This is a genomic window from Pseudocalidococcus azoricus BACA0444, from assembly GCF_031729055.1.
In the GTDB taxonomy this organism is placed as follows: domain Bacteria; phylum Cyanobacteriota; class Cyanobacteriia; order Thermosynechococcales; family Thermosynechococcaceae; genus Pseudocalidococcus; species Pseudocalidococcus azoricus.
The window spans coordinates 25602-50490 of the sequence record NZ_JAVMIP010000013.1 but is presented as its reverse complement, the minus strand read 5'-3'; the positions used below and the strand labels follow the sequence as shown (position 1 = coordinate 50490).

Genomic DNA, 24889 nt, shown 5'->3' with positions numbered 1-24889 from the left:
GTGACAAAATCCTTCAGAATTTTAGCAGATGAACTTGCCCTCCCTTGCACTTTAGGCGCGTAAATGACGGAAAACCTCGGATCGTTTGGCTCATTTCCCAGGCCTGGCCAGGGGCCCCTGTTACGGCAAGTTTCTCCAGAAACCCAGGACTTTTGGTTATCAACATCGGCATCAACCCTGATTGGACGGGATCCGCAAAGCTGTCAGGTGGTTCTAGATTCCCAACGCTATGGGGCTGTCTCTCGCCATCATGTTTCCTTACGACCCGGCCCTGGGGCTACAGAACCCTGGATCTGGCAAATTGAGGATTTGAACAGTATTAACGGGACATTTTTGAATCACCGCCGCATTACGGCCCCCCATGTGTTGACCCCTGGTGATCGGTTTCGGTTGGGCACGGAGGGGCCGGAGTTTGAGTTTAATTACATTGCTGCCACTGAAATCCCTGCAACCCTGACCCGCCCGCCTGTGAGTACCTTAACCCTGTCCCAATTAATGCCCCTGTTAGCGGCTGGCCAGGATTTAGCCCGCAAGGCCTATTTAATGCCGGGGATGGTGACGGTGTTGGCCGTGATTTTGCTATTTATGACTACGGCTAATGGCTCCCTGTTTAAGGTGGTGTTGGCGGTTTATCTGGGCCTGGCAGGGTATTACTTTATCTATCAACTCTGTGGCAAACCAAAACCAATTTGGGTCTTGGCGGCGGCGGTAATTTTGGAAATTTTATTAATTCGGAGTCCCATTACCCTTGGCCTGGCCTGGTTTTTTCGGCAGGTGCTACCGGGAACAGTCAATCCAAGTCAGATGAATTTTGGGCAGCAGTTTATTGGTTACTTTTTTGGGGCGGGGCTGCTGGAGGAGTTACTCAAAGCAATTCCTGTGTTGATGGCCTGGGGGTTGGGACGGCTGTTGCGCTCTCCTCGCCGGGAACAGATTGGGGTTTGGGAACCGTTGGATGGGATTTTATTGGCCACAGCCGCTGCCTTGGGCTTTACGTGGTTAGAGACGCTGGGGCAGTATGTCCCCAATTTAATTGCCCAAACGGGAGATTTAACCGGCTTACAGGTCTTGATTCCGCGGGTCTTAGGGTCGGTGGCCGGACATATGGCCTACAGTGGCTATTTTGGTTATTGTATTGGTTTGGCGGTGCTGTACCCGCGACAACGTTGGTTTATCTTGGGCTTGGGTTGGTTTGTGGCGGCTTTAATTCATGCCCTTTGGAATACTTCGGCCACCAGTTTTGGCCCCTTGGGCTTAGTCGGGGTGGGCATTTTGGCCTATGCGTTACTAACCGCAACAATTCTTAAGGCGCGTCAACTCTCCCCGACGCGAGCCTTGAACTTTGCGACCCGTTTTTATGACCGTTAACATCTCTCACCCGGCCTGGCGGTATATTCCCCCGATAACGGCGACCGGTTTAACCCAAATGGCTATTGATACCTGGCTTTGGCAACAACAACAACAGGGCTTGCTCACGTCTTGTCTGCGATTTTATCAGTGGGAGGGGGCGGCAATTTCCTGTGGCTATCATCAGCAAGGCTTACCGGAGCATTGGCAAACCTTGGCCTGGGAGAGAAAACCCTTAGATATCGTCAGACGACCCACAGGGGGGCGGGCTGTTTTACATCAGGGGGATTTAACCTATGGCCTGGTGACAACCCTAGCAGCACCCCAGAGACGCTTAGCCTACGAAACCCTCTGTCGGTTTTTGATCAAAGGTTGGGGCCGTTTGGGCATGGAGTTATCTTTCGGGTCTGACCAGAGGCATGATCAGCGGACTGTGAACTGTTTTAGCCGTGCCACCAGAGCAGATTTAGTCTTGGCGGGGGGCTATAAATTAATTGGTAGTGCCCAGGCCTGGAGTGGGTTAACTGTTTTACAACATGGTTCAATGCGGCTACGGCCTGATCCAAATTTATGGCAACAGGTATTCCAAGCCCCGTTAATTCTGCCTAACTGTCAATTCCCTGATCCTGAAATTATTATCTCAACCCTCTGCCAGGCCCTCGAGGATGATTTGGGGATTTCCCTAGTCTCAGAACCCTTAACTCCAGCGGAATGGCAAGCCATTAAAAATATCCAGAACAACCCGCAATTCACCTGCTCAAACTAATACCAAACCTAAGCAAACAAAGTTGTTGTCGAATTTTTGTAAGAAAGGCTACAATCAATGAGGTTTTAGCTAGAATATTGCAGAACAATGTTGAAAGCCTCACCGGATTAGGGGTTGACCAGCCTGGGATGTTTTTACATCACGCTAAAGTTCAGGCTAATTCCCACTCTCGGTGACCGGCTTCAACCTTAGTTTTACGACTATCGCCAATTTTTCATGTCACTTAGAGAGAAGAGATGAGGACACCCGCATGACCCAGGCCACTGTACTCGAGGCAACCCCGGCGGCCGAAATGGCCCTTGATGCATTACTCATTGAGGCTGAGGATGAACTGGATGAAGAGCTTGATGAGTTAGAAGATGATGAGGCCTCCGATGATGGTGAGGGCAAAGCGGGTAAGGCTAAGGGGCGGCGGCGGGCCACGGCCAAGAAAAAACATTACACCGAAGATTCCATTCGCCTCTACTTACAAGAAATTGGCCGGATTCGCTTGCTGCGGGCCGATGAAGAAATTGAACTGGCACGGAAAATCGCTGACCTATTGGAACTGGAGCGGATTCGTGACCGGATTAGTGAGCAATTAGACTGTGACCCAGAGGACTTAGAGCGACATCCCGAACCCTGGGCCAGTGAAGTTAAGATGACCTTGCCCGCATTTCGGCATCGCTTATTTATTGGGCGGCGGGCGAAAGAAAAAATGGTCCAGTCGAACCTCCGTTTGGTGGTGTCCATTGCCAAGAAATATATGAACCGGGGCCTGTCCTTCCAAGATTTGATTCAAGAAGGGAGCTTGGGCCTAATTCGGGCAGCGGAAAAGTTTGATCACGAGAAAGGCTATAAATTCTCCACCTATGCCACTTGGTGGATCCGCCAGGCCATCACTCGCGCCATTGCTGATCAATCCCGAACCATTCGCCTTCCTGTCCACCTTTACGAAACCATCTCTCGGATTAAGAAAACCACTAAACTCCTCTCCCAAGAAATGGGCCGCAAACCCACCGAGGAAGAAATTGCCGAACGGATGGAAATGACCATTGAAAAACTCCGGTTTATTGCCAAGTCGGCCCAACTGCCAATTTCCTTAGAAACCCCCATCGGTAAAGAAGAAGATTCTCGGTTGGGGGATTTTATTGAGTCCGATGGCGAAACCCCAGAAGATCAGGTTTCCAAACATTTGCTCCGGGAAGACTTGGAAACAGTTTTATGTACCCTCAGTCCGCGGGAACGAGATGTTTTGAAACTGCGTTATGGCCTGGACGATGGGCGGATGAAAACCCTGGAAGAAATTGGGCAAATTTTCAATGTAACGCGGGAACGGATTCGCCAAATTGAAGCCAAAGCCCTGCGCAAACTCCGCCATCCCAACCGTAATAGTGTCCTGAAGGAATATATCCGCTAGGTTTTAGTCATCTCCCAATGTGGTGTTCAAAGCCAGTGATCAGTTGTTTCATGTTCCCTGGTTTTGAGCTTTGGCAGTTTTGGGCCCAATTTTGAGTCGGATGCTGGTTTATGGGTGATCTGCATCGCGCCTCGGAATGGGACTAGGCCTGGAGAGATTGGATTGCCCCTCGAATAATGGCTGGCGGAACTTGATCGTGGATGATCACTTGACCAATGGCCTGGGGCAGAATAAAGCGGACTTGACCATCTTTAACTTTCTTGTCGCTGCTTAACAGGGTGAGCACTGTATCCAAATCTAAATCCCCAGGCCAGGCCGAGGGCAACTTAACTTTTTCCACCAACTGCATCTGACGACTTTGATCCACTTCTGTCCACAGGCCCATCCTGACCGCAATTTCCCCCGCTGCTAACATTCCCAGGCCCACCGCTTCTCCATGATTAAACTGCCGATATTGGGTAATACTTTCTAGAGCATGACCGAGGGTGTGGCCGTAGTTGAGAATCGCCCGTAACCCTGATTCCCGCTCGTCTTTTGTCACCACATCTACCTTGGCCTGGCAGGAACGAATCAGAATTTGACCTAAGAGATCATCCCCCAGAGCTTCCACCCGGTCTAGGACAAGAGCATTTTCCAGCAAGTCAAATAACTCTGCATCCCAGATCACCCCATATTTAATCACTTCTGCCATGGCTGCCCGAAATTCTCGCCGGGGGAGGGTTTGCAAGGTATGAGGATCAATCAGGACTAAGCGGGGTTGATGAAAGGCCCCAATTAAATTTTTGCCCTGGGGATGGTTAACGCCTGTTTTCCCTCCAATTGCGGCATCCACCATCGCTAATAAACTGGTGGGAACTTGAATCACGCCAATCCCTCGCAACCAAGTCGCCGCCGCAAATCCGGTCATATCCCCGACCACACCGCCCCCCAAGGCCACCAAGGCCGAGCCGCGTTCCAGTCTGTGAGCTAAGGCTGCATCATAGATTTTCTGGAGGGTTTTCGGGGTCTTGTAGCGTTCACCGGCCGGGATCAGGCATTTCTCCACATCTGCCCCTGCATTGAGCAATGAGTCCATGATGTCTGGCCCATAATGGCGAAAAATTTGCGAGTTAGAAACGACTAGAAGCTTTTGACCGGGTTTAACCAGTCCTTGGGCTTGGAGAATTGATCCGAGGTCTGCTTGTCCCCCAGCTTGAATCACCACTTTGTAGGCCTGGTTGGGCAGATTGACGGGAATGGATCGAGATAACATCGTTAAACTAGCTTTAGGGTTTATGACTCTAGCATCCCATAGATGGAAATAGGAGTTTAGGGCGATGACAGTTGATGGCATGGCAATTCATACTTCTTTGGAGGAGCGAGTCACCGCAGCAGAAAAGGCAATCGTAGAACTACAAATGCACGTTCTAACATCTCAGCCAATCAATTGGCTACAAGAAATTACCGGGTCTTTTAAGGATGAGCCTGAGTTTGAAGAAGTGCTTGCTTATGGTCGGGCAGTGCGTCAGGATGAATCGCTTCTTAAACTGCAAGACGAGTCATGAAATATTTATTGGACACAGATCATTTGAGCATTCTTCAGAGAAAAGCAGGGCAAGACTACACAAACCTTTCGACTCGCATGGCTCAATATGCATTGTCAGATTTTGCTGTCTCGATTGTGACATTTCAAGAACAGATGCTAGGTAGCCATACTTACATTAACCGTGCCAACAATCTGGAGCAATTAGTCAAAGGATACGAGCGGATTCAACTCGGAAAGATGGATGCTCGGATTGCAGCGATCGCGTTGTGCCGTGGCCTAATCCTATTAACTCGTAATCACCAGGATTTTAGCAAAGTATCAGGGCTACTTATCGAAAATTGGACAGTTTGAAGTGTCAATGGAAATAGAATTGGTTCTAATGACTTGCTTCTCTTAGTTACTGATAATTAAAGAGTTGTGATTAGAGTTTTTATATGGAATGGAAGATTTGGCCAAGTGTGGAATTTGAGCAACGAGAAAGTTTACCATCAACACCAGGAATTTATGTTGTAGTTGATGCCTCTGATAAAGTTTGGTATGTTGGGCTTTCAACTAATCTTTGTTCTCGTTGGGAAGGAAGAAAACATCATCGGCATGATCAACTTAAACGAACAAATATGAGGCGACAGTATCAAATTCATTGGAAAAGTATACCTATTCATCAGCTCAAAGAAACAGAAACAGAGTACATTAGTAAATTTAAGCCATCTCTAAACTTCACTCAAGTTAAAAACTACACAAGACCAAACTTAAGTGCAGATGAGGAATTTACGCGTATATTAAAGGTCATTACTGATAAAGCCACAAACTCGCCAAGATATAGATCCGCAGTTTTAGGATATTATAATCAACTTGAAATCAATAAAAATGACCAACTAAATGAAGCAATATCTATCTTGATTATTATAGGATACAAGGATTGCAATATAATTGAAAAATCATATTTGAAGTCTCAAAAAAGAAAAGGAATTCTGTTTAGAGATTCATGGTGTGCTCATAAAAGTTATTGTCATCAGGATAAATTATCAATAAATCCCCTAAAAATCTATAGCTTTTCCTTAAATCCAGTCCTTTATGAGTTTGTTGCATTCTCATCTATATCAAACTGGCTTGAAGAACATGAAGATAAGCTGATGCTATTTGATATTTGCAATCAACCAATTTTCGCTCTTAAAAATCCAGCAAATTTACAAGAGGCCATAACCATACAACAAGAGAACTGGGATATTTATTATTCCCATTTCAAGCGACGTAGGCAATTGACTCATGAGGATTACATTGCATATCGAATGCCGGAGTTGAAACCCATTGAGCAGCTTTTGGGGGTTTGATAGATGACTATTGCATTGATTACTTTGAACCAGGCCAGCCTGATCACCGCCCGCAAAATTACGGCCCAGTTCCCCCATGCAAGAATTTATGGATTAGCCAATCGCACCCAGGCCCCGGATATTGCCTATACAGACTTTGGCGAGACCGTGCGGGAATTATTTCAAGCTGGAGTGCCGATTATTGGGTTTTGTGCGGCGGGAATTTTGATTCGGACATTAGCTCCACTCCTAAGCAATAAATGGCAGGAACCCCCGGTATTGGCGGTGGCGGAAGATGGGAGTGCGGTTGTACCGTTGTTGGGGGGTCTAAAGGGGTCTAATCAGTTAGCGCGACAGATTGCCAATATTTTAGAAGTAAATGCAGCCATCACCACGACTGGAGAGATTCGCTTTCAAACTGCCTTACTTGCACCACCCCCAAACTATCAGCTCGTTAACCCTGAAGATGCCAAAGATTTTTTAGCGGACTTGCTGGCTGGAGCTTCAATTAAACTCATCGGAACAGCCCCTTGGTTAACCGAGAGTAAAATTCCCTTTTTAGCATCCGACCAGGCCAGTGATCTTGTCATTGAAATTACTAACTTAGAAACACCCTTATCTGAATTTAATCCCAGTTCTAAGCAGTTAATTTATCGGTATTATCCAGAATTGACTGAAGCTAAACCCGGAAAGTTAGTCATTGTTGGTACTGGGCCGGGGGATTTGGCCTGGATGTCGCCGGAAGTGAAAACGGCTTTGCTCTCAGCTACGGATTGGGTCGGCTATAAAACCTATTTGAACTTAGTTGAATCCCTGCGTTTACCCCAGATTAACCGCCACGAATCTGATAATCGGGTGGAATTAGATCGGGCAGAAATGGCCTTAGACTTAGCCGCAACGGGAAAATCTGTCGCAGTCGTGTCATCAGGAGATCCGGGCATTTTTGCCATGGCGGCGGCAGTGTTTGAAGTCTTGGAGCAGCGCGCTAAACCAGAGTGGGAAGGCATTGAACTTGAAGTCTGTCCGGGAATTTCCGCGTTCCAGGCCGCCGGGGCATTAGTGGGCGCACCGATGGGGCATGATTTCTGTGTGATTTCTTTGTCCGATATTCTCAAGCCTTGGGAGACCATTGCCCAGCGAATTACCGCCGCTGCCCAGGCCGATTTTGTCATTGCCTTTTATAATCCCGTCTCGTCCCAACGCACCTGGCAATTAGAAACCGCAAAGGAAATACTCTTAAGGTATCGCCCCCCAGAAACCCCCGGCAGTTTAGGGCGGAATTTGGGCCGGCCTGGGCAAACCGTAATCATCCAAACCTTAGAAACCTTAGATGTTAGTCAAGTGGATATGCGAACGGTTGTGATTATGGGTTCGAGTCAAACAAAACTGATTCAGCATAACTCCCGCCAGTGGGTCTATACACCGCGTTTTTATCCTGATTCTGTCTCTGAGTTATCGTGAGCCAAGGAGTCAAAAGTAAGACCCTTAACTGCCACTGATTAAATCTAATGCTTGCTGTTGGAGTTCTATTGGATTTATTTTTTCTAACAGTTGCATTTCTGTATAAATCCCCCCAAAGGCCTCCAATGCTGACTTTCTTAAAGCAATATCAAAGGCATCATTAAGAATCTCATTTAATTGTTCTGTGTTGGCATAGAATCCCCCTGCTTTTCGCCGCTGATTGATTCGTTTAATACTTTTGATACTGTTGTAGATTGAAAAATCCCAAGAGCGGGTAGTCCGTTCCTCGGCGGCCTGCTTAATTAAATGCACTAACAAGACCACGGCATGGCTGTAGATTTTGGCTAATTTGTCTTCCCTGGACATTTCTTCTAGTTCATCAATCAATAACAGGGCTTTTTTATAGTCTTGATTTTCAACCAGTTCTCGTAACTCCATTAACTCATCCATCGCTGATTAACCCCTGTACCTTTAGGAATGGTTTAGATAACATTCAGGCTTGCCCCTGCCCCATTTTCTAATGATATTTGTCCCCGGGCCTGGATAGCTTTAAAATAAACGCCCCATAGGCAGGTCTAGTCCCTCTACAATAGACAAAGCTACCACGTAAATCATGAGCACACTTAACAAAATGGCCCGCCTCGAAGCCCAGATCAATCCAGAAACCCAAGCTCTTTTACAAAAAGCCGCTGATCTTAAAGGCTGTTCCCTCACGAAATTTGTCATTACCATGGTTGAAGCAGAAGCCTATGGAGTCATTGTCAAACATCAAGTTATAAAACTCAATCAGGCGGATAGTCAAGCATTTGTTGAGTCTATGCTAAATCCACCTCAACCTGATTCCGCTCTAAATGCTGCGACTCATTTTTATCAAGATATGTGTTAGGTACATGAAGCTTAAAATTAACCCTTAGATAGTCAGAAGCACTTTCCTTGGTCTTTGCTCGATGAAACCTTTACTAAACAGTTACCACGCTATCCTTTACTGCCTACGACCATGTTAGTCTGTCTGGGGGTTAATCAGAAACAGTAAGGAAAGAGACTTGGTGAACTGATCTTGATTAATTCAATCAAAAGGGCTTTAGTTAGTTCTGTTCATGTGGCATCATTGGCTGTAATTACTGAGGCATTGGATGAACGAGTAACACATTTCCATCTTAAATATGAATTTCAACAATTTCAGAAAAATCTACACAAACTATATCTGCCGATAAGAACCATGTAAAATCTGTATCAAAATCTGAATATGCAATTGAAAATAAGAGTATGGCATTAGTGATTGCAGGTGAACGGAGCGGAGTTGGCAAAACAACCGTCACTCTCGCGCTTTTAGCAGCCTTAGCCCAACAGCACTCCAAAATAATTCAATCCTTCAAAGTTGGCCCCGACTATATCGATCCGATGTTTCATCGCCGCCTGACGGGTCGCCCTTGTCGGAATTTGGATGTCATTTTAACCTCAGAAACTTACGTTCAAGATTGCTTTGCCCACCATACGGCTGCTTGTGATTATGCTGTGATTGAGGGGGTAATGGGCTTATTTGATGGGGCTAGTTCTAGTCTGATTAACCCGGCCATCCCTTGGGATCGAGGCAGCACGGCCCATATTGCCGATTTATTACAGTTACCCATTGTTTTAGTGGTAAATGCCGGGGGAACCTCGCGCTCGATTGCGGCCCTTGTGCATGGCTATCAAACCTATGCCCCCCAGTTAAGGATTGCCGGTGTTGTCTTGAACCGAGTTAGTAGTGAACGTCATTTAGAGTTGTTGTCAAAGGCCTTATCAAGCCTGAATATGCCACTGCTGGGGGTGTTTTATCGGCAAGCAGACATTACTATCCCGGATCGCCATCTGGGCCTGGTTCCCACCGATGAACTTCCTGAACTGCCAGCGTTGATTCAGCGTCTCGCCACCTTGGGCCAGGCCAGTTTTGTTTGGGATCACCTACTTCCCCTCTTAAGCCCACCAATCCCACAACCGTTAATCTCTGACCTAGACCATTCAACCCCTAAGTCAGAACGATTGACCTCTAAGCTGGACATTTCAACCTCTGAACTAGACTACCCGACCTCTGAGCTACAACTTGCAAGTTCTGAACCCCAACATCAACCTGAGGCCCCCTGTCGGTTAGCCATTGCCCAAGATGCCGCCTTTAACTTCTACTACGCCGATAACTTGGATATTTTGGCATCTGTGGGCTTTGAACTCGTGGCCTGGAGTCCCCTCAAGGATCGGGAATTACCGAACAACATTCACGGCCTATATTTGGGCGGTGGGTTCCCCGAAATGTTTGCCGCTGAGTTGAGTGCCAATCAATCCCTCCTCCAGCAATTACATCACCTCATTTCCCAAGGCTTGCCAACCTATGCCGAATGTGGCGGGCTAATGTATCTCTGCCAGGCCATTGTGGACTTTGAGCAACATTCTTATCCAATGCTGGGAATTTTACCCACCACGGCCCAAATGGGAAAACGGCTCACCCTCGGTTATCGGCAGATCCAACCCAATCCAGGCCTGGTTAACGCCCTCATTCCCGATGCTCAGATCATGGTTGGCCATGAGTTTCATCGCTCAACCTTAACAACCCGACCGACTCTTCCCCTCTATCACCTGACCAACTATGACGGGAGCAGGCCCCAAACAGAAGGCTGGCAGTTAGGCAATGTCTATGCGTCCTATGTCCATTTGCATTTTGGGGGCTGTCTGAATGTGCCAAAACGGTTTTTAGAACTCTGTCAAACCTATCGCCAAAGCAATCACCTGTAGCAACAATGCAACTCTCAGGCATCATAGTGATCACAAAACAGCAAATTAGTCGTCATCGTGTTAAAGAGACCGCTATCAACGAGTCAAAATTCTTATGATCCGGGTAAGAATATATTATATATCCAAGGAAATAGCCAACTCAAAAATGCGTCACGCGCTACTGTTCAGGCCCCCGCCCCCCGCTATGGTACAGGGTATGATGAGCTTGTTTTGTGGAGTATCCCCCCGTGTTCCAGGCCTGGCCCCGTCTTGTTTTGAGTGGCATTTTGATCATTTTTCTAGCTATTTCTAGCTGTACTCGCAGTGATCAAGAACTTCCAAAGATATTGCAAGTTGGCATGGAACCTACCTTCGCTCCCTTTGAATTTCAACCAGGGGGAGGCGAGGTAATTGGCTTTGATGTGGACTTAATGCGGGCGGTGGGGGCAGCGGCTGGCCTGGAGGTGGAATTCAAAACCATGAACTTTGATGGTCTGATTCCGGCTTTAGCGGTCGGACAAATTCAAGCAGCGACTTCTGGGATCACAATTACGGCGGATCGGCTCAAGGTGGTGGATTTCTCGCGCCCCTACTTTGAAGCTACCCTCGCGATTGGGGTTTTACCGGCCAACCGTAACCTAAAAACCTTTAAGGACTTAGAAGGTAAAAGAATTGCGGTTCAAATTGGTACGGCTTCTGCAGACGAGGCTAAAAAAATCCCCAACGCCAATGTGATTATTTACGACTCCACCGATTTGAGTATCCAATCCCTGATTAGCAAAAATGTCGATGCCATCATTAACGACACACCGACCTTGCTTTACAGTATTGCTCGCGGTGGATTCAGCCAAATTCAAGTCTTTCGGCAAGAAGAAACCAGACAATATTATGGAGTCGCCACCCAACAGCAATCTCCCTACCTAAAACTGATTAACCAAGGCCTGGACAAAATTCTTAAAGATGGTACCTATGACAAAATTTATACCCAGTGGTTCAAGGCCCCGGCTCCAGCCCTCCCAGCATTGGCCCCAGCCCAACAAGAAAGGGTTTCCACGCAATCAGGACTGTGGGACAGTCTGAAAACTTCCCTTCGTGCCGTTCCTGCCCTGCTTCAAGGCACTGTGATCACCCTCCAACTCACCACCGCATCCATTGTTTTGGGAATTGCGGGGGGCCTGGTTTTAGCCTTGGTGCGTCTATCTCAAAACAAATGGGGCCTGGGACTGAGTGCCATCTACATTGACTTTTTCCGGGGTACACCGCTACTGGTGCAAATTTTCATGATCTACTTTGGGATTCCGGGAGTTGTCCAGGGCCTGGGCTTAGATTTTAGTCCCAACCGCTTTGTCGCCTCTGTGGCCGCCCTCAGTTTGAATGAAGCCGCCTACATGGCCGAGATTTTACGCAGTGGCCTCCAAGCGGTCGAAAAAGGACAACAGGAAGCGGCCGAGTCTTTGGGATTTAGTGGCTGGCAAACCTTACGTCATGTCGTCTTTCCCCAGGCCTTTCGGCAAATGGTTCCGGCCCTGGGGAATGAATTTATTTCGATGCTGAAAAACACCAGTTTGGTGGCCGTGATTGGCTATGAAGAACTGTTTCGGAAAGGGCAGTTAATTGTCGCGGATGAGTATCGGCCCTTTGAAATTTACACTACTGTCGCGATTATTTACTTGATCATGACTGTGATTGCGGCCCGTGGGTTTGATTATTTGGAATACCGGCTCTATCCTGACAAACAGCCCCACAAGATCATCACCTCGGTTAAATAATCGCCGCCTAAGCAATGACCCTTGGCCTGCTCATTTTTACCCGCTACCCTGAACCTGGCCGCAGCAAAACCCGGTTAATTCCGGCCTTAGGAGCCACAGGAGCCGCCCAGTTCCACCAAAAAATGGCCGAGCATACCCTTCACCAGGCCAGAACCTTTGCCCAAGCCATCAAATCTCGGCAAATCACCGTTTGGTTTACCGGGGGAAATGTCAAGCTGATGCAGGCCTGGTTAGGAACCGGAATCAACTATCAAATACAACCAGAAGGAGACTTGGGAGCGCGATTGCTCTATGCCTTGGGCCACCACTTTCAAACCACTGACCACCCTGCCTTAGTCATCGGGACTGACTGCCCAGAATTAACGGTTCCCATCCTCACCCAGGCCCAAGAGGCATTAACCAATCATGATCTTGTCATTGGCCCAGCCCAAGATGGCGGCTATTACTTAATTGGCCTGAAAAAAGTCATTCCAGAATTATTTCAAACCATGGCCTGGGGTAGCGATCAAGTCTTTAGAAAATCCTTCGCCATTGCCCAAGATTTAGGATTATCCACCGCCCTGTTACCCGAATTAACCGACATTGATCGCCCCGACGATTTACCCCAGTTAGACCTGGCCGGGTTTGGACATTGGCTAAAGGAATCATCACCATAGGCTCATTGTTCTGATTGATAGAGAGGAGAGTAATTCAAGGTAGAAATCTAAGATAGATTTAAGATTAGGAGAAGTCAACTTTACTGTGGTTGGAGTGTTGTATGTTATTCACTCGCGAAGCTCTTAAGCAAAACATTGATCAACTTACTAACGAGCAGCTTCAACAGATAGCAACTCTTGGAAAATCGCTCCTCCTGTCAATGTTGAATAAGATTTTGATGAGCGATACCAAAACTTTTAACCATGTAGTCTCAATAACTAAGAGATTTCTCTGGCCTGTGATTAGATATTAGACAACATGACCGCCGCTAGAGAGATTGTGAACTATGCCCGCGCAGTTATACCAGGCCGATGCCATTTTATGGGGATTAGCCTTCATTATTGGGCTGTACTTGGGGGGTTCCCCTTGGGGGTGGGTCATTGCATTAGTCCTCGGGCTTCTGATGAGTTTTTGTCGCAACCAGGCCCCGATTTGGCCCAAGTTTTGGCGCAGTCTGCCCCCAGACCGGAGTTGGTTAATTGCCACCGGAATTGCCTTAATTGCCATGGCCTATATGTTTTTGCGAACCCCTACCCCTGGCGCAACGGATATTAGTCGAGTCGTGACGCGGTTAACAGCCATGGGGGGTGAGCCGACCGTGATGGTAGAAGGCAATGTCCAAACCTATCCCCTCCCCAATCGAGCCGGTAAATTACGGTTTTTTCTGGAAGCTGAGCGGTATCAACACGTTCCAGGGCGTGGCGGTGAATCCTTATTACAGGGGCGGGCCAGTGGGCGATTGTATGTAACCATAGATGCCAAAGATGGGGCAGACATTCGGCCGGGTCAAACCATTGCGGTGACGGGCTTTCTCTATCAACCCAAAGCGGGCGGCAATCAGTTTTATCGAGCCTTTAATTTTCAGCGCCAACTGCAACTGGAACATACCTTTGCCGGATTAGCAGGTCGCCAGGCCAAAATTCTTAAAGCCGGATCACCCTGGGGCCTGTGGGCATTACGAGAACGCATCTTTATGGCCCAAGGGGAAAAGCTGGGGGCTGAACAGGGGCCACTCCTCAGTGCCATGTTGCTGGGTAGTCGGGCAGTCGGGGTTCCCTTTGATATTCGCGACGCCTTTCGCCGAGTAGGTCTGTCCCATGCCATTGCCGCCTCTGGATTCCACACCTCAGTCATTTTGGGGGTAGTCATGCTCCTAACCCGGCCTTTGCCCAAAAATCGCCAGTTACAAGTGGGGGGCGCGGCCTTAATTTTATTTGCAGCCCTGAGTGGGTTTGCCCCTTCCGCCGTGCGGGCCGTATTGATGGGTTTAGCGGGCCTGGCAGCATTATCAGGAGAGACCAAAACTCAACCGGCCAGCTTATTGTTGGCAATTGCGGTGGGAATGTTGATTGTGAACCCACTCTGGAGTGAAGATCTAGGGTTTCAACTCAGTTTTTTGGCCACCCTCGGCTTAATTGTCTCGGCTCCTGCGATTGAAGCACGTCTCAGTTGGCTCCCCGGCCCAATGGCGAATCTAATGGCAATTCCTTTAGCCGCTAACATTTGGGTCTTTCCCCTGTCCCTGGCAATTTTCGGTGTGTTTCCCACCTATGGCCTGATTGTGAATGTGATCACGACCTTTTTACTCTCAGTGGTGACGGTGGGGAGTTTTATCAGTGGCCTGGGGGCTGTCCTTTGGCCGACATTGGGGGGACTCCTGGCCTGGGTCATGTACTATCCCATCGTGATTTTGCTCTGGCTTGTGGATTTCTTTGGCAGTTTACCCTACAGTCTGCTGGCGTTGGGGGCCTTGGGCTGGACACAGGTGTTTGCAATCTATGGGCTGATTTTGTTGGTCTGGCTGCATCCTTGGTGGCAAAAGCGATGGGTCTTGGCGTTGGGGACTAGCCTAAGTTTAGTGATTGTGCCATTTTTACTCGTGCAAACTAATACCTTTCGAGTCACAGTTCTCGATAATACCCAAACCCCAATTATGGTCATCCAACAGCCGGGCGGGAATGTCGTGATCAACAGTGGCGATCTCACCAGTGCCGGGACATCCCTCGGATCATTTTTGGCAGCGCAGGGGATTAACCAAATTCATTGGGCGATTGCGACAACTCGGCAAAGTCAAGATCAAGGCGGTTGGGCCGATTTAGCCAAAATAACCCCGATCATTCGCCTCAGTGAAGTGCCAACTGCCAGTAGTGATCCGGACTATCGGGAAATGCTCACCCAACTCCCAACCGAAAAGCAATCCCTACGTTTAGATCAAGAGGCGCAACTGGGGGATGTGGCCATTAAGCTGCTCCGGGCCGATCCGGCGGTGATTCAAATGCAAATTAAGGACAAAAAATGGCTCTTGATCACCGAACCCCCGCGATCTTTAGGACAGTCAGTCTGGCTTCGCTCTGCCAATTTACCCAGGCCAGATGTCTTGTGGTGGTGGGGGCGTAAGTTTGATCCCAATCTCCTAGACATTCTCCAACCCCAGGCCCTCGTTTTAACCACCGCCCAACTCTCCTCAGGAGTCCAAGATGAACTCAAATCCCGCCGGATTCCCTTTTATTGGTCAGGGCAAGATGGGGCCGTCCAATGGCAGCCGAGCGGCAAATTTTTACCCAACCAAAGTACGGGGGATAGCGGCTTATAGTGATGATTTTGAAATAAACTCTAGCCTTACAGTACAGATTGTTCACGGCTCAACAGAAATTAACCCTGCCAGACAAACACTTTGGCTTCGTATTCTGCCAAGTCAATCATCATGTTATCGGCCCCAGACTCAACATCATAATCGCCTGTCCATTCGTGCCAGGTTCCATTGGCTGGGAAGTGAGAAATGGTATAGCCAGCCCAGAAGTTACCCGAAAAATTAGCAACAACCGCAACCCGTGAGCCTTCCTCATTCCAGCGCGTGTAAGCAAGCACATGGGAATTGGGATCCTGGTGAAAAAAGTTAATATTTTCTGCATAGAGAGCCTGATTGTTTTTGCGCAGATGAATCAACCCTTTATAATATTCAAACAAATCCCGATTTAAATCATTTCCTAACAGATCCCATTCAATTTTGGCCTGCTCTTGGGTGTTATGTTTACACTCACCAAATTCTTCTCCCATCCAAATCAAGGGCACACCGACCGCCGTCATCAGGATCGCCGCGCCTAACTTTGCTCGCTTAAAGGCTTCTTCATTAAAAATATTCCGGTTACCCAGTTCTGCCAGGACATGATTGTGATCGTGATTGGTCAGATAATTGACTACATTACTCGCACCCATAAAGCCCTGGCGTTTGCAGTCAATCACATCTTTAAGTTGTTCAATATCAAACATATCGCTGTAAATATGTCCGGAAATGACCCCCCGGAAACTATCGTGCCAGCAACCATCCATTGGGCCATCGACATTTGTAATACTAGTTGTCTCTGGAATATGTTCGGCAATGTTATAAAATGGCCTAACTCCGGCTGTTTTTTTAGTCTCGGCAACGATCCAATGCATAAAGTCATAATTGGCAATTTGCCGGGCCGCATCATAGCGAATGCCATCCACATGATATTCTTCAATCCAATAGCGAACAACATCACCAATGAATGTCCAGGCCGGTTTAACATCTAGGTTTTCATCATAAAAGTCATAATTAAATTCTGGCCCCCAGTTATTATCAGGATCCCGGGGAGAATGATGGTACCAGTAATCATGGTCAATCTGCGTCAGGGGGCTAGACGATTCTGAGTGATTGTAAATCCCATCCATAATGACCCGAATCCCGCGGGCGTGGCATTCATCAATCAGATTTTTTAACTCGTCTGTCGAGCCGTAACTTGATTCTGCGGCAAAAAAGTAACGCGGGTTATACCCCCAGCTATAATCACCCGGATATTCTTTGAGCGGCATCAGTTCAATGGCATTAATACCCAGGTCAGCGAGAAAATCTAACTTTTCGACAACGTGTTTATATTTACCGCGCACATAGCGGTCTGGTTCGCCCCCAGAAAAGTCAGCCACGTGCAGCTCATAGATGACTAACTCGCGATCGCTGGGCAAGGGCTTATTGTCATGTTTCCAAATGTAGGTATCAACAATTTTTTGGCCATTTTTGATTTGGACAACCCCATTTTGGGTTGAATTATCAATATCTGTAGCATAGGGGTCAACAACCTCTAACCATTGATCCGGCTCGACAAACCAGCTTTTTGACTGAACCCGGAATTTATAGTGATAGGTGCCATCCTCCAGCTCAACTTGAGCGCGGAAATAGCCATCTTCTCCTTGTTGCATTGGAATATCTTCCCAGGCCGAGAATGACCCAATCAAGGCAACTGCTTTGTTGTAGGGGGCAAATAATTGAAATTCAATCGGGTGTATCATAAAATCCCCTATGGTAAAAAGCATTGATTAGAATGAATATTGACCTGCGATCTAAAACCTTTTTCAAACTTGGGAGATGTAGGGGAATGAGGCACACTGAATCTGTTAATTCTATCCTCTCTCGATTGGTTGGTGATTGGTGAGAAAATTGTGGGGGCTTCAACGTTGGTACTATCTTTGCTGATAAAGTTCGCGTTTGATTGACAGCCATCCCAGGCCCTGATGGGTAAACCCTCGTTGAGTCAAAGGCCGCTAGAGATACCCAATGGGTTCTATAAAAAGGGCTTAGGCGGCCAAGTAGGTTTCCACGGAGGTCACTAACTTGCTTGTCCAATGCTCAGCCAAGGTAGCCGAAACCGCCTCCACCATGACCCGAATTACTGGTTCTGTTCCCGAAGCCCGCACGAGAATCCGCCCTTGATCGCCCATGTCAGCGGTGGCTTGCGCAATCAGGGTTTGGAGCGGTTGACAGTCTTGCCAGGCCAGGCGGCGTTCCCGATCCATAACCTTGACATTCCGGAGAATTTGGGGATAGGACTCAAAGCTGACATCTTTCAAGTGCCGCAAGGAACAGCCCGCCCGTTTGACCAAGGCCGCCAAGTGAATTGCGGTTAACAGCCCATCCCCACCAATCCCGTAATGGCGACAGAGGATATGGCCCGACTGCTCACCCCCCAACATGGCCCCGTAACGCAGCATTTCCGCATGGACATATTGATCTCCCACCGCTGCCCGCACCAAGGTCCCACCCCGTTGCTCCCAGGCCCGCTCAAAGCCTAAATTGGACATCACCGTCGCGACAATTAAATCGCCGGGGAGTTGCTGGGCCTGCTGTAACGTTTGGCCCCAGAAATAGAGAATATGATCTCCATCAATCGTCCGTCCCAGGCCATCCACCGCCAAAACCCGATCCGCATCCCCATCAAAGGCAAAGCCCAAATCGGCTTCAAATTCCTGTACGGCCTGGCGGAGGGGGTCTAAATGGGTCGAGCCACAGTTGACGTTAATTTTTTCCCCATTGGCCTGGTTATGGAGGCAAATGACTGTGGCCCCCAGTTGCTGAAAAATTTGTGGTGCTAAGGAAACCGCCGCCCCATAGGCCAAATCCAACACCACCTTCATCCCTGCCAAAGGTTGATCTGTCCCCAAGGAGCTTCTCAAGGCCTGGCCATAGGTGTGGAGTAACTCTGGCCGATTCAGGTTATGGCCCCAATGGTGACTGGTTTCCCAGGCCCCGCCCTGATTCAAATGGGTTTCAATCGCCCTTTGCAATTCTTGGGACAGCTTATTGCCCTGGGCATCAAAAATCTTAATTCCATTATCTTCTGGGGGATTGTGACTCGCAGAAATCATTGCCCCCCCCACCGCCTCAGAATGATGCACCAAATAAGCGACACAGGGGGTTGGACATAGGCCGACTTGCCAAACCTCTAGGCCCGCTGCTGTTAAGCCCGCCGCCAAGCCCATGGCCAACATATCGCCAGAGGCGCGGGAGTCCTGGCCTAAGATGAATGGCTGCCCAGGGGATTGAGATGGGGCTAATTCCCGCCCGGCCCAGTAGCCCAACTCCATCGCCAAGTTAGGAGTTAATAATTCACCCGCCCGCCCCCGAATACCATCGGTACCAAAGCGAACCAGGGTAGATTTAACCGCAGACATGATTTAGTCACTCCTCAGGTCAGTCAAGATGATGGCGGGCAGACAGGGTATCGTTAAGATGAGGGGCCACAAAAGAAATACTTACTCTTCTGCTAAACTTGCGCCATCATGCAATCATGAGTTGGCCCGTAAACTTAACATAAGTTCACCCACGACCGAATATAGCATTTTCTTTATACTTCTCCGCTATTTTTTGAGTATTTCTGCTTATGCCCCTGGCACAGTCCAAATTACCTCCTAAGGGAATCTACTCCTTTAATTACCAGCCCTATCAGCGCACCTTTGGCCAAAATGGGCGGGGCTTGGCCTTGATGATTTTTGTCTCCCTGCTCTTGTTTGGGGGGATTGGGACGCGCCTAGCCTATTTGCAAATTGTGGAAGGGCAACATAACCGCAAATTAGCCGATGAAAACCGGATTCGTCTGATTCCTAAACCTCCAGAGCGGGGCAAAATCCTTGATCGAAAGGGGCGCATTTTGGCGGGGAATCAATTTTCCTATTCGGTGTTCGTCTGGCCCATTGCCAAGAAACGGGCGGAATGGCCCCAAACCCTCGAATTGCTCTCCGAAATCCTCAATGTCCCAGCGGCAGAGATTGAAAAAACCATTGAAAAAGCAGGCTATAACTCCCCATCCCTGTTACGGGTTGCCAAGGGGATTACCCAGGCCCAGATTGTCGCCTTAGAGGAGCATAAATCCCAACTGGCAGGGGTGGAGGTAGATCGGGAGGCCCAGCGGTTTTATCCCCTTGGGGAAGTAGCCTCCCATGTCTTGGGCTATATCGGTGAATTAGACGAAGAAGAGTTGGCTCAAAATAAAGAACGGGGTTATCGTCTCGGGGATGTCATTGGCAAGATGGGGATTGAGGCCAGCTATGAATCCCAACTACGGGGTACTTGGGGCGGCCAACAGGTGGAAGTGGATGGAGCCGGTAAGGTCTTGCGGATTTTAGGCCAAAAGAGAGCCAGGCCGGGAAATGACTTAACCCTGACCCTCGATTTAGATGTTCAAAAAGCCGCAGAAGCAGCCCTGGGGAATCGGCGAGGAGCGATTGTGGCCCTGGATCCGCGGGATGGCAGTGTCTTAGCCATGGCCAGTCGGCCGGCCTTTGACCCCAACTGGTTTGCGAATCGGATGACAGAACGCCAATGGCAAGAGCTACAGCAGCGGCAAAATCCCTTTGTGAACCGGGCCATCCAAGGCTTTCCACCCGCCAGTACCTTCAAAATTGTCACCACCACCGCAGGGTTAGAGTCGGGTAAATTTAGCCCAGATACGGTTTTGATGACCTACGCCGCCTTGAATAGTGGGAGTTTTGCCTTTCATGATTGGAATCGGGCTGGGTTTGGCCCCTTGACCTTTGCCGGAGCCATGGCCTGGAGCAGTAATACCTTTTTCGGGCAAGTGGGGCGGCGTGTGGGGGAAAAAACCTTAATTGATTGGGCCCATCGCTATGGGTTTGGACAAAAAACGGGTCTGGATTTACCAGGGGAAGCGGCGGGGTTAGTCCCAGATCTGGCCTGGAAACGGAAAACCTTTGGCGATGATTGGTATGACGGGGATACCTTAATTTTTTCCATTGGTCAAGGTGCGCTCCAAACGAGTCCTTTGCAGGTGGCAGTGATGTTTGCGGTTCCGGCCAATGGTGGGTTTAAGGTACGGCCCCATTTTGTCCAACTGCCCAATAAAAGCCCCCAGGCCTGGCGAGAGTCTCTTAATCTCAAGCCCAGCACCATTCAAGTTTTGCACCAGGGATTGCGGCAAGTGATCACCAATGGCACAGGGTCAGGGTTAAATAATCCGAGCATCCCCCCCTTGGCTGGTAAAAGCGGTACAGGAGAGGATCCGCCGCGCCCGCTGCACACTTGGTTTGGGGCCTATGCCCCGGCAGACAAGCCAGAAATTGTTGTGGTTGTCTTTTTAGAAAACTCTGGCGGTGGCGGTGGCTCAACGGCTGGGCCCTTGATGTTACAAACAATGCAAGCCTACTTCAAAGCAAACCCGCCTCCCAAAAATACCCCGCGTTAACAGGATAGTCATTTTGATCGTCGGCTATGGCCGGGTTGGGTGGGCATAGGGATCATCATCTAATGCCAATATTCCAGGTTCCGGCTGAGTTGTTGATAAAGGTGCGGCTGAATGGGAGGAGAAATTAACAGCCGAGGGAGCAAAGGTGAGACGCAATCGCTTTTTAACGAAACAGGTTGTACTTGAGAATGCAGATAATTGCCCAGACACCATCTTGCCAATTAATTTTTTTACCTTCTTTATAGCTCCTGCCGTAATAGGAAATCCCCACTTCATAAATACGACAATTGAGTTTGGCGACTTTTGCTGTAATTTCTGGCTCAAAGCCAAACCGATTTTCTTCAATCCGAATTTGCTGAATGATCTCTTTCCGAAAGGCCTTATAGCAGGTTTCCATATCCGTTAAGTTAATGTTAGTAAACATATTGGAAAGTGTGGTTAAAAACCCATTCCCAACACGATGCCAATAATAAACCACCCGATGCGGTGCAGCCCCTTGAAATCGTGAACCATACACTACATCGGCCCGTCCTTGTAAAATGGGTTCCAGCATCAGCGGATAGTCCTGGGGAGAATATTCCAAATCCGCATCTTGAATAATGGCAATATCCCCGGTCATCTGCCCCAGGCCAGTTCTGAGAGCGGCTCCTTTACCCAAATTCCGGGGGTGATAAATTACTTGTGAGACTAAGGGTTCAATATCCTGTCTGAGAATCTCTTGTGTCCCATCACTAGAGCAGTCATCAACGACAATAATTTCTTGATCAACAATGGGGGAATTATGAATAGCATCAATGACTTGGCGAATGGTGGCAGCTTCGTTATAACAGGGGACGATCACGGATAATTTCAAATTACTCACTCCGGCATTGTTCACTAAACTGGTTCTGTGGCAAACCCAAGCAAATAAGCAACACTAACCAGGCCCAGAAGGCTAAAAATAACAATTCGATAGCGGACTGGATGGTAAGGCCACAAAAGAAGTAAAAACAAGTATAAATCCAAAAAGACCCGACTATAATCTGTAAATAAATTCAGAATTTGCAACTTGGCCAAGATAAACATCAAGCTATACAGCCCACCTGCCAAAACAATTTCTGGTTGCTTACCCCAGGCCTGCCTGACTGCTAAACCAATCCCAATCACAACTGCAATTTGCACCAAGAAGACAATTAGATCCAACCCTTGGGTCAAACTCATGGGGGTTGTGATTAGCTGTTGAACTTTGGCGATAATTCCAGTCAAGGGCCAGCTAAAATGTGTTCCCAAGCTCTGACTATCCCAGGCCGGGCCTAACCGCCAACGCAGATAAAAATTCCATAATCCCCATGGCACTAATGCTAGAGGTGCAAAAACCAAGTCCAGTTTGCGGCGTTTTAGCCCACTGGTCATCACCAAAGCGAACCAGACTAACAGGGTTGTTTCTCGAGTTAACAGGGCTAAAGCTTGCCAGCACCAGGTCTGCCATGGCCGTTTTTGTTGGTAACTACCCAGGGTCAGAATCACCAAGGTTGTACTCAATAAGTCAGCAGTGGCAATACTAAAGCTAATCCACAGGCCAGGAATGGTTAAAAACAGCAGTGGTAAGGAGGAGGGTTGCTGCGGTAATAATTTCCCCAGGCCCCAAACGCTGACCCCAAAGCAAAGGATGTTCACCAGCACTAAGGTATAGGGAATCCAGCCCGATTGCCCCAGGCCCAAAAGCCAGCCTAAAAATGGATAAAAAATCCGCCGATAGCGATAGGCCGGTACATCCAAGGACTTCAGGGTTTGGGGATTCCCCAGGCCTGGGTCTAAGGCAATGGTAAGGAACTGTTGACCGTCATGGCCTGTTTTGCCTTGGTGAATAAAGACTGATTGCGCCGATAAATAGGGGGAAACCGGTATCACATCCCCAATCCGAAAAAAACCAGTCACATTGCCGTCAAACTTCCCCAACCCTAAGATCAGGGCAATCACCAAACCCAAGCCACTGGCCAGCAAGGGATAGAGAACGTGACGGCCAATGGGGCCAGAAAGATTGTTGATCATTAGCTTCTAAGTCTCTACAACGCTCCAAAATAACTGGGGAACTGCCCTAATTTTGTCTGTCGTGGCCCAACATACCCCGACTCTGACCGTTTTGGACTAGACCCAGGCCTGGGACTCTGACCAAATCACCGAAACCGTCTAAAGTGGAAAAAATACCCCCATCATCTGCACCTTTCCGAAGCGTCTTCCTATGGCCAGTAGCGACACCCCCTTTCTTCCCATTGCTTACCTCCAGGGTGAATTTATTCCTTTTACGGATGCCAAACTTTCTGTGGCCACCCATGCCCTCCATTACGGAACAGCCGCTCTCGGTGGTTTACGGGGTATCCCCAATCCAAATAACTCCCAGGAAGTATTTTTGTTTCGCTTAGAGGATCATGCCCGCCGCCTCAGCAATTCTGCCCGTTATCTGGCCTATGATTTACCGGCGAGTCAGATTAAACATCTCTTGATTGAATGGGTTCAGCAAAACAAACCCCAGGCCCCGTTTTATATTCGCCCATTGGTGTATACCTCTGGGTTAGGGATTGCCCCCCGCTTACATCAAGTTGAAAAAGATTTTCTCATCTATGGCCTGGAATTGGGGGATTACTTGTCGCCGGATGGGGTAAGTTGTCGGATTAGTTCCTGGGAGCGGCAGAGTGATCGGAGTTTTCCATTACGGGGTAAGTTAACTGCCTCCTATATTGTCTCGGCCTTGGCGAAAACGGAAGCGGTGGAATCGGGGTTTGACGAAGCGATTTTATTGAATGATCAAGGCAAAATCTGTGAAGCATCGGGGATGAATTTGTTTATTGTCCGCAATGGGGCGCTGATTACCCCTAGTGTTGATCAAGACATTCTCGAAGGCATTACCCGTAATACGGTGATCCAGTTGGCCCGAGATTTGGGCATTAGCGTGATTGAGCGGGGGGTGGATCGAACAGAGGTGTTAATTGCCGATGAAGTCTTTTTGACCGGCACTGCGGCGCGAGTTGTCCCTGTTTCCAAAATTGAAAGTTATACCCTCCCGACCGAACGCCCCATAACCCAACAACTCCAGGCCTTGCTGAAGTCCATTACCTTGGGGCAAGAACCAAACTATCGACAATGGGTGGATGCGATTTCCATTAACTAAAAAATAATTCAGGCCTGGATGATGTGGCAGGAGCATGACTTAAAGAGTTTATGAGTTTGGACGATAGGCCAGGGACAAACAAGTTTTGCGAGCTCAATGGTGCGGTTAGACCCGGATTTGGCAGAAATGTCTCCGAATCTTGATGCCGTTCATAAGGCGTGAGGATTTTTGATCCAAGGGATGATCGCGTGACTCATTTAGGGCTCTGATTGGGACAAGTCAGAAAATACTTTATAGGTAGTCTTCTTAAGATTTCTAATCTTTCGGAACAGTCTGCATAATGCTAGGGTGTATTATCCTTCTACTCTACTCAGTTAGATTCAGCCAGGCCCGGTTAAATCGTCCCAGTGAGCCAAGGATCTAGTTTCTTTCCGGTGGTCTATTCTGTGCGGTTTTTGCTCAGCCGACTTGACAGGCATTGGACAATATAAGAAGTAGTTACTGGAGCGATTCACTTTGCCTGACCTATGAAACACGTTCAAAATTCGGCTCGGATGGTTTTAGGGATCCTGTTTGGTCTAATTGGGATTATTGGCATTATTCTACCCCTGATCCCTGGGACTCCTTTTCTCCTCTTGGCTGCGGCCTGCCTCAGTGGCCTGGAGGAAGAGACAACCGCCGATCCTGTCCACAAAACGGAACATCAAACCGTAGTAGATTAGGGACATCCCCGGCTCCACTGGTTGCGTTACCCATTTCAAAGACTTATTACGGGCTAAGACACAAAGG

21 protein-coding genes are annotated in these 24889 nt (G+C 48.4%); 15 read left to right on the top strand and 6 right to left on the bottom strand.

Annotation, left to right across the window (positions count from 1 at the left end; all coding sequences use genetic code 11):
- Window positions 1-63: 63 nt before the first annotated feature.
- From RIF25_RS11965 to rpoD, 3 genes are all read left to right on the top strand, one after another.
- Window positions 64-1368 (top strand): PrsW family glutamic-type intramembrane protease, encoded by a 1305-nt coding sequence (locus tag RIF25_RS11965; protein ID WP_322878773.1) that lies wholly within the window; start codon window positions 64-66, stop codon window positions 1366-1368.
- Window positions 1358-2113 carry a biotin/lipoate A/B protein ligase family protein gene (locus RIF25_RS11960; RefSeq protein WP_322878772.1) on the top strand — a complete coding sequence of 252 codons (756 nt, stop codon included), beginning with the start codon at window positions 1358-1360 and terminating at the stop codon, window positions 2111-2113. The genes RIF25_RS11965 and RIF25_RS11960 overlap by 11 nt, the downstream gene beginning before the upstream one ends.
- Before the next feature lie 250 nt (window positions 2114-2363).
- On the top strand, window positions 2364-3512 hold the full coding sequence (gene rpoD / locus RIF25_RS11955; protein ID WP_322878771.1) for an RNA polymerase sigma factor RpoD: 1149 nt from the start codon (window positions 2364-2366) through the stop codon (window positions 3510-3512).
- A 142-nt stretch (window positions 3513-3654) separates the two neighbouring features.
- On the opposite strand, the gene aroB is transcribed toward rpoD, so the two are convergent.
- A complete protein-coding gene (gene aroB, locus RIF25_RS11950) occupies window positions 3655-4764 on the bottom strand; it encodes a 3-dehydroquinate synthase (protein WP_322878770.1) in 1110 nt (369 codons plus the stop codon).
- 64 nt (window positions 4765-4828) lie between these two features.
- Here aroB and RIF25_RS11945 point away from each other — a divergent pair, with 64 nt between their 5' ends.
- From RIF25_RS11945 to cobJ, 4 genes are all read left to right on the top strand, one after another.
- Window positions 4829-5056: a hypothetical protein gene (locus RIF25_RS11945; protein ID WP_322878769.1), complete on the top strand. Its 228-nt coding sequence runs from the start codon at window positions 4829-4831 to the stop codon at window positions 5054-5056.
- Window positions 5053-5388, top strand: coding sequence for a type II toxin-antitoxin system VapC family toxin (locus RIF25_RS11940; RefSeq protein ID WP_322878768.1), 336 nt, complete (start codon window positions 5053-5055; stop codon window positions 5386-5388). The genes RIF25_RS11945 and RIF25_RS11940 overlap by 4 nt, the downstream gene beginning before the upstream one ends.
- Before the next feature lie 83 nt (window positions 5389-5471).
- The gene (locus RIF25_RS11935) at window positions 5472-6368 is read left to right on the top strand and encodes a GIY-YIG nuclease family protein (RefSeq protein ID WP_322878767.1); all 897 of its coding nucleotides are present in this window, start codon (window positions 5472-5474) and stop codon (window positions 6366-6368) included.
- A gap of 3 nt (window positions 6369-6371) precedes the next feature.
- Window positions 6372-7808, top strand: coding sequence for a precorrin-3B C(17)-methyltransferase (gene cobJ / locus RIF25_RS11930; RefSeq protein WP_322878766.1), 1437 nt, complete (start codon window positions 6372-6374; stop codon window positions 7806-7808).
- A gap of 24 nt (window positions 7809-7832) precedes the next feature.
- On the opposite strand, the gene RIF25_RS11925 is transcribed toward cobJ, so the two are convergent.
- On the bottom strand, window positions 7833-8258 hold the full coding sequence (locus RIF25_RS11925) for a DUF29 family protein (RefSeq protein WP_322878765.1): 426 nt from the start codon (window positions 8256-8258) through the stop codon (window positions 7833-7835).
- Window positions 8259-8421: 163 nt separating this feature from the next.
- Here RIF25_RS11925 and RIF25_RS11920 point away from each other — a divergent pair, with 163 nt between their 5' ends.
- The 5 genes from RIF25_RS11920 to RIF25_RS11900 all read left to right on the top strand — a co-directional run bounded on the left by RIF25_RS11920 (window position 8422) and on the right by RIF25_RS11900 (window position 15611).
- Window positions 8422-8694: a type II toxin-antitoxin system TacA family antitoxin gene (locus RIF25_RS11920; protein WP_322878764.1), complete on the top strand. Its 273-nt coding sequence runs from the start codon at window positions 8422-8424 to the stop codon at window positions 8692-8694.
- A 380-nt stretch (window positions 8695-9074) separates the two neighbouring features.
- A complete protein-coding gene (locus tag RIF25_RS11915; RefSeq protein WP_322878763.1) occupies window positions 9075-10574 on the top strand; it encodes a cobyrinate a,c-diamide synthase in 1500 nt (499 codons plus the stop codon).
- 212 nt (window positions 10575-10786) lie between these two features.
- Window positions 10787-12322: an ABC transporter permease subunit gene (locus RIF25_RS11910; RefSeq protein ID WP_322878762.1), complete on the top strand. Its 1536-nt coding sequence runs from the start codon at window positions 10787-10789 to the stop codon at window positions 12320-12322.
- A gap of 14 nt (window positions 12323-12336) precedes the next feature.
- On the top strand, window positions 12337-12978 hold the full coding sequence (locus RIF25_RS11905) for a TIGR04282 family arsenosugar biosynthesis glycosyltransferase (protein ID WP_322878761.1): 642 nt from the start codon (window positions 12337-12339) through the stop codon (window positions 12976-12978).
- Window positions 12979-13304: 326 nt separating this feature from the next.
- On the top strand, window positions 13305-15611 hold the full coding sequence (locus RIF25_RS11900; protein ID WP_322878760.1) for a ComEC/Rec2 family competence protein: 2307 nt from the start codon (window positions 13305-13307) through the stop codon (window positions 15609-15611).
- A 59-nt stretch (window positions 15612-15670) separates the two neighbouring features.
- Here the strand turns inward: RIF25_RS11900 and RIF25_RS11895 are convergent, their stop codons facing one another.
- Together RIF25_RS11895 and glmM are read right to left on the bottom strand one after the other, a co-directional pair.
- The gene (locus RIF25_RS11895; protein ID WP_322878759.1) at window positions 15671-17326 is read right to left on the bottom strand and encodes an alpha-amylase family glycosyl hydrolase; all 1656 of its coding nucleotides are present in this window, start codon (window positions 17324-17326) and stop codon (window positions 15671-15673) included.
- A 285-nt stretch (window positions 17327-17611) separates the two neighbouring features.
- Window positions 17612-18985 (bottom strand): phosphoglucosamine mutase, encoded by a 1374-nt coding sequence (gene glmM / locus RIF25_RS11890; protein ID WP_322878758.1) that lies wholly within the window; start codon window positions 18983-18985, stop codon window positions 17612-17614.
- Window positions 18986-19194: 209 nt separating this feature from the next.
- Between glmM and mrdA the strand changes: the two genes are divergently transcribed.
- Entirely contained in the window at window positions 19195-21012 is a 1818-nt protein-coding gene (mrdA, locus tag RIF25_RS11885) for a penicillin-binding protein 2 (protein ID WP_322878757.1), read from the top strand.
- A gap of 163 nt (window positions 21013-21175) precedes the next feature.
- On the opposite strand, the gene RIF25_RS11880 is transcribed toward mrdA, so the two are convergent.
- Both RIF25_RS11880 and RIF25_RS11875 read right to left on the bottom strand, forming a co-directional pair.
- Complete coding sequence (locus tag RIF25_RS11880) at window positions 21176-21865, bottom strand: glycosyltransferase family 2 protein (RefSeq protein WP_407682404.1); 690 nt, start codon at window positions 21863-21865, stop codon at window positions 21176-21178.
- A 23-nt stretch (window positions 21866-21888) separates the two neighbouring features.
- Entirely contained in the window at window positions 21889-23043 is a 1155-nt protein-coding gene (locus RIF25_RS11875) for an AZOBR_p60025 family cell surface glycopolymer formation protein (protein WP_322878755.1), read from the bottom strand.
- A gap of 190 nt (window positions 23044-23233) precedes the next feature.
- Here RIF25_RS11875 and RIF25_RS11870 point away from each other — a divergent pair, with 190 nt between their 5' ends.
- Both RIF25_RS11870 and RIF25_RS11865 read left to right on the top strand, forming a co-directional pair.
- The gene (locus RIF25_RS11870) at window positions 23234-24160 is read left to right on the top strand and encodes a branched-chain amino acid transaminase (protein ID WP_322878754.1); all 927 of its coding nucleotides are present in this window, start codon (window positions 23234-23236) and stop codon (window positions 24158-24160) included.
- Window positions 24161-24627: 467 nt separating this feature from the next.
- A complete protein-coding gene (locus RIF25_RS11865; protein ID WP_322878753.1) occupies window positions 24628-24822 on the top strand; it encodes a DUF454 family protein in 195 nt (64 codons plus the stop codon).
- Window positions 24823-24889 lie beyond the last annotated feature (67 nt).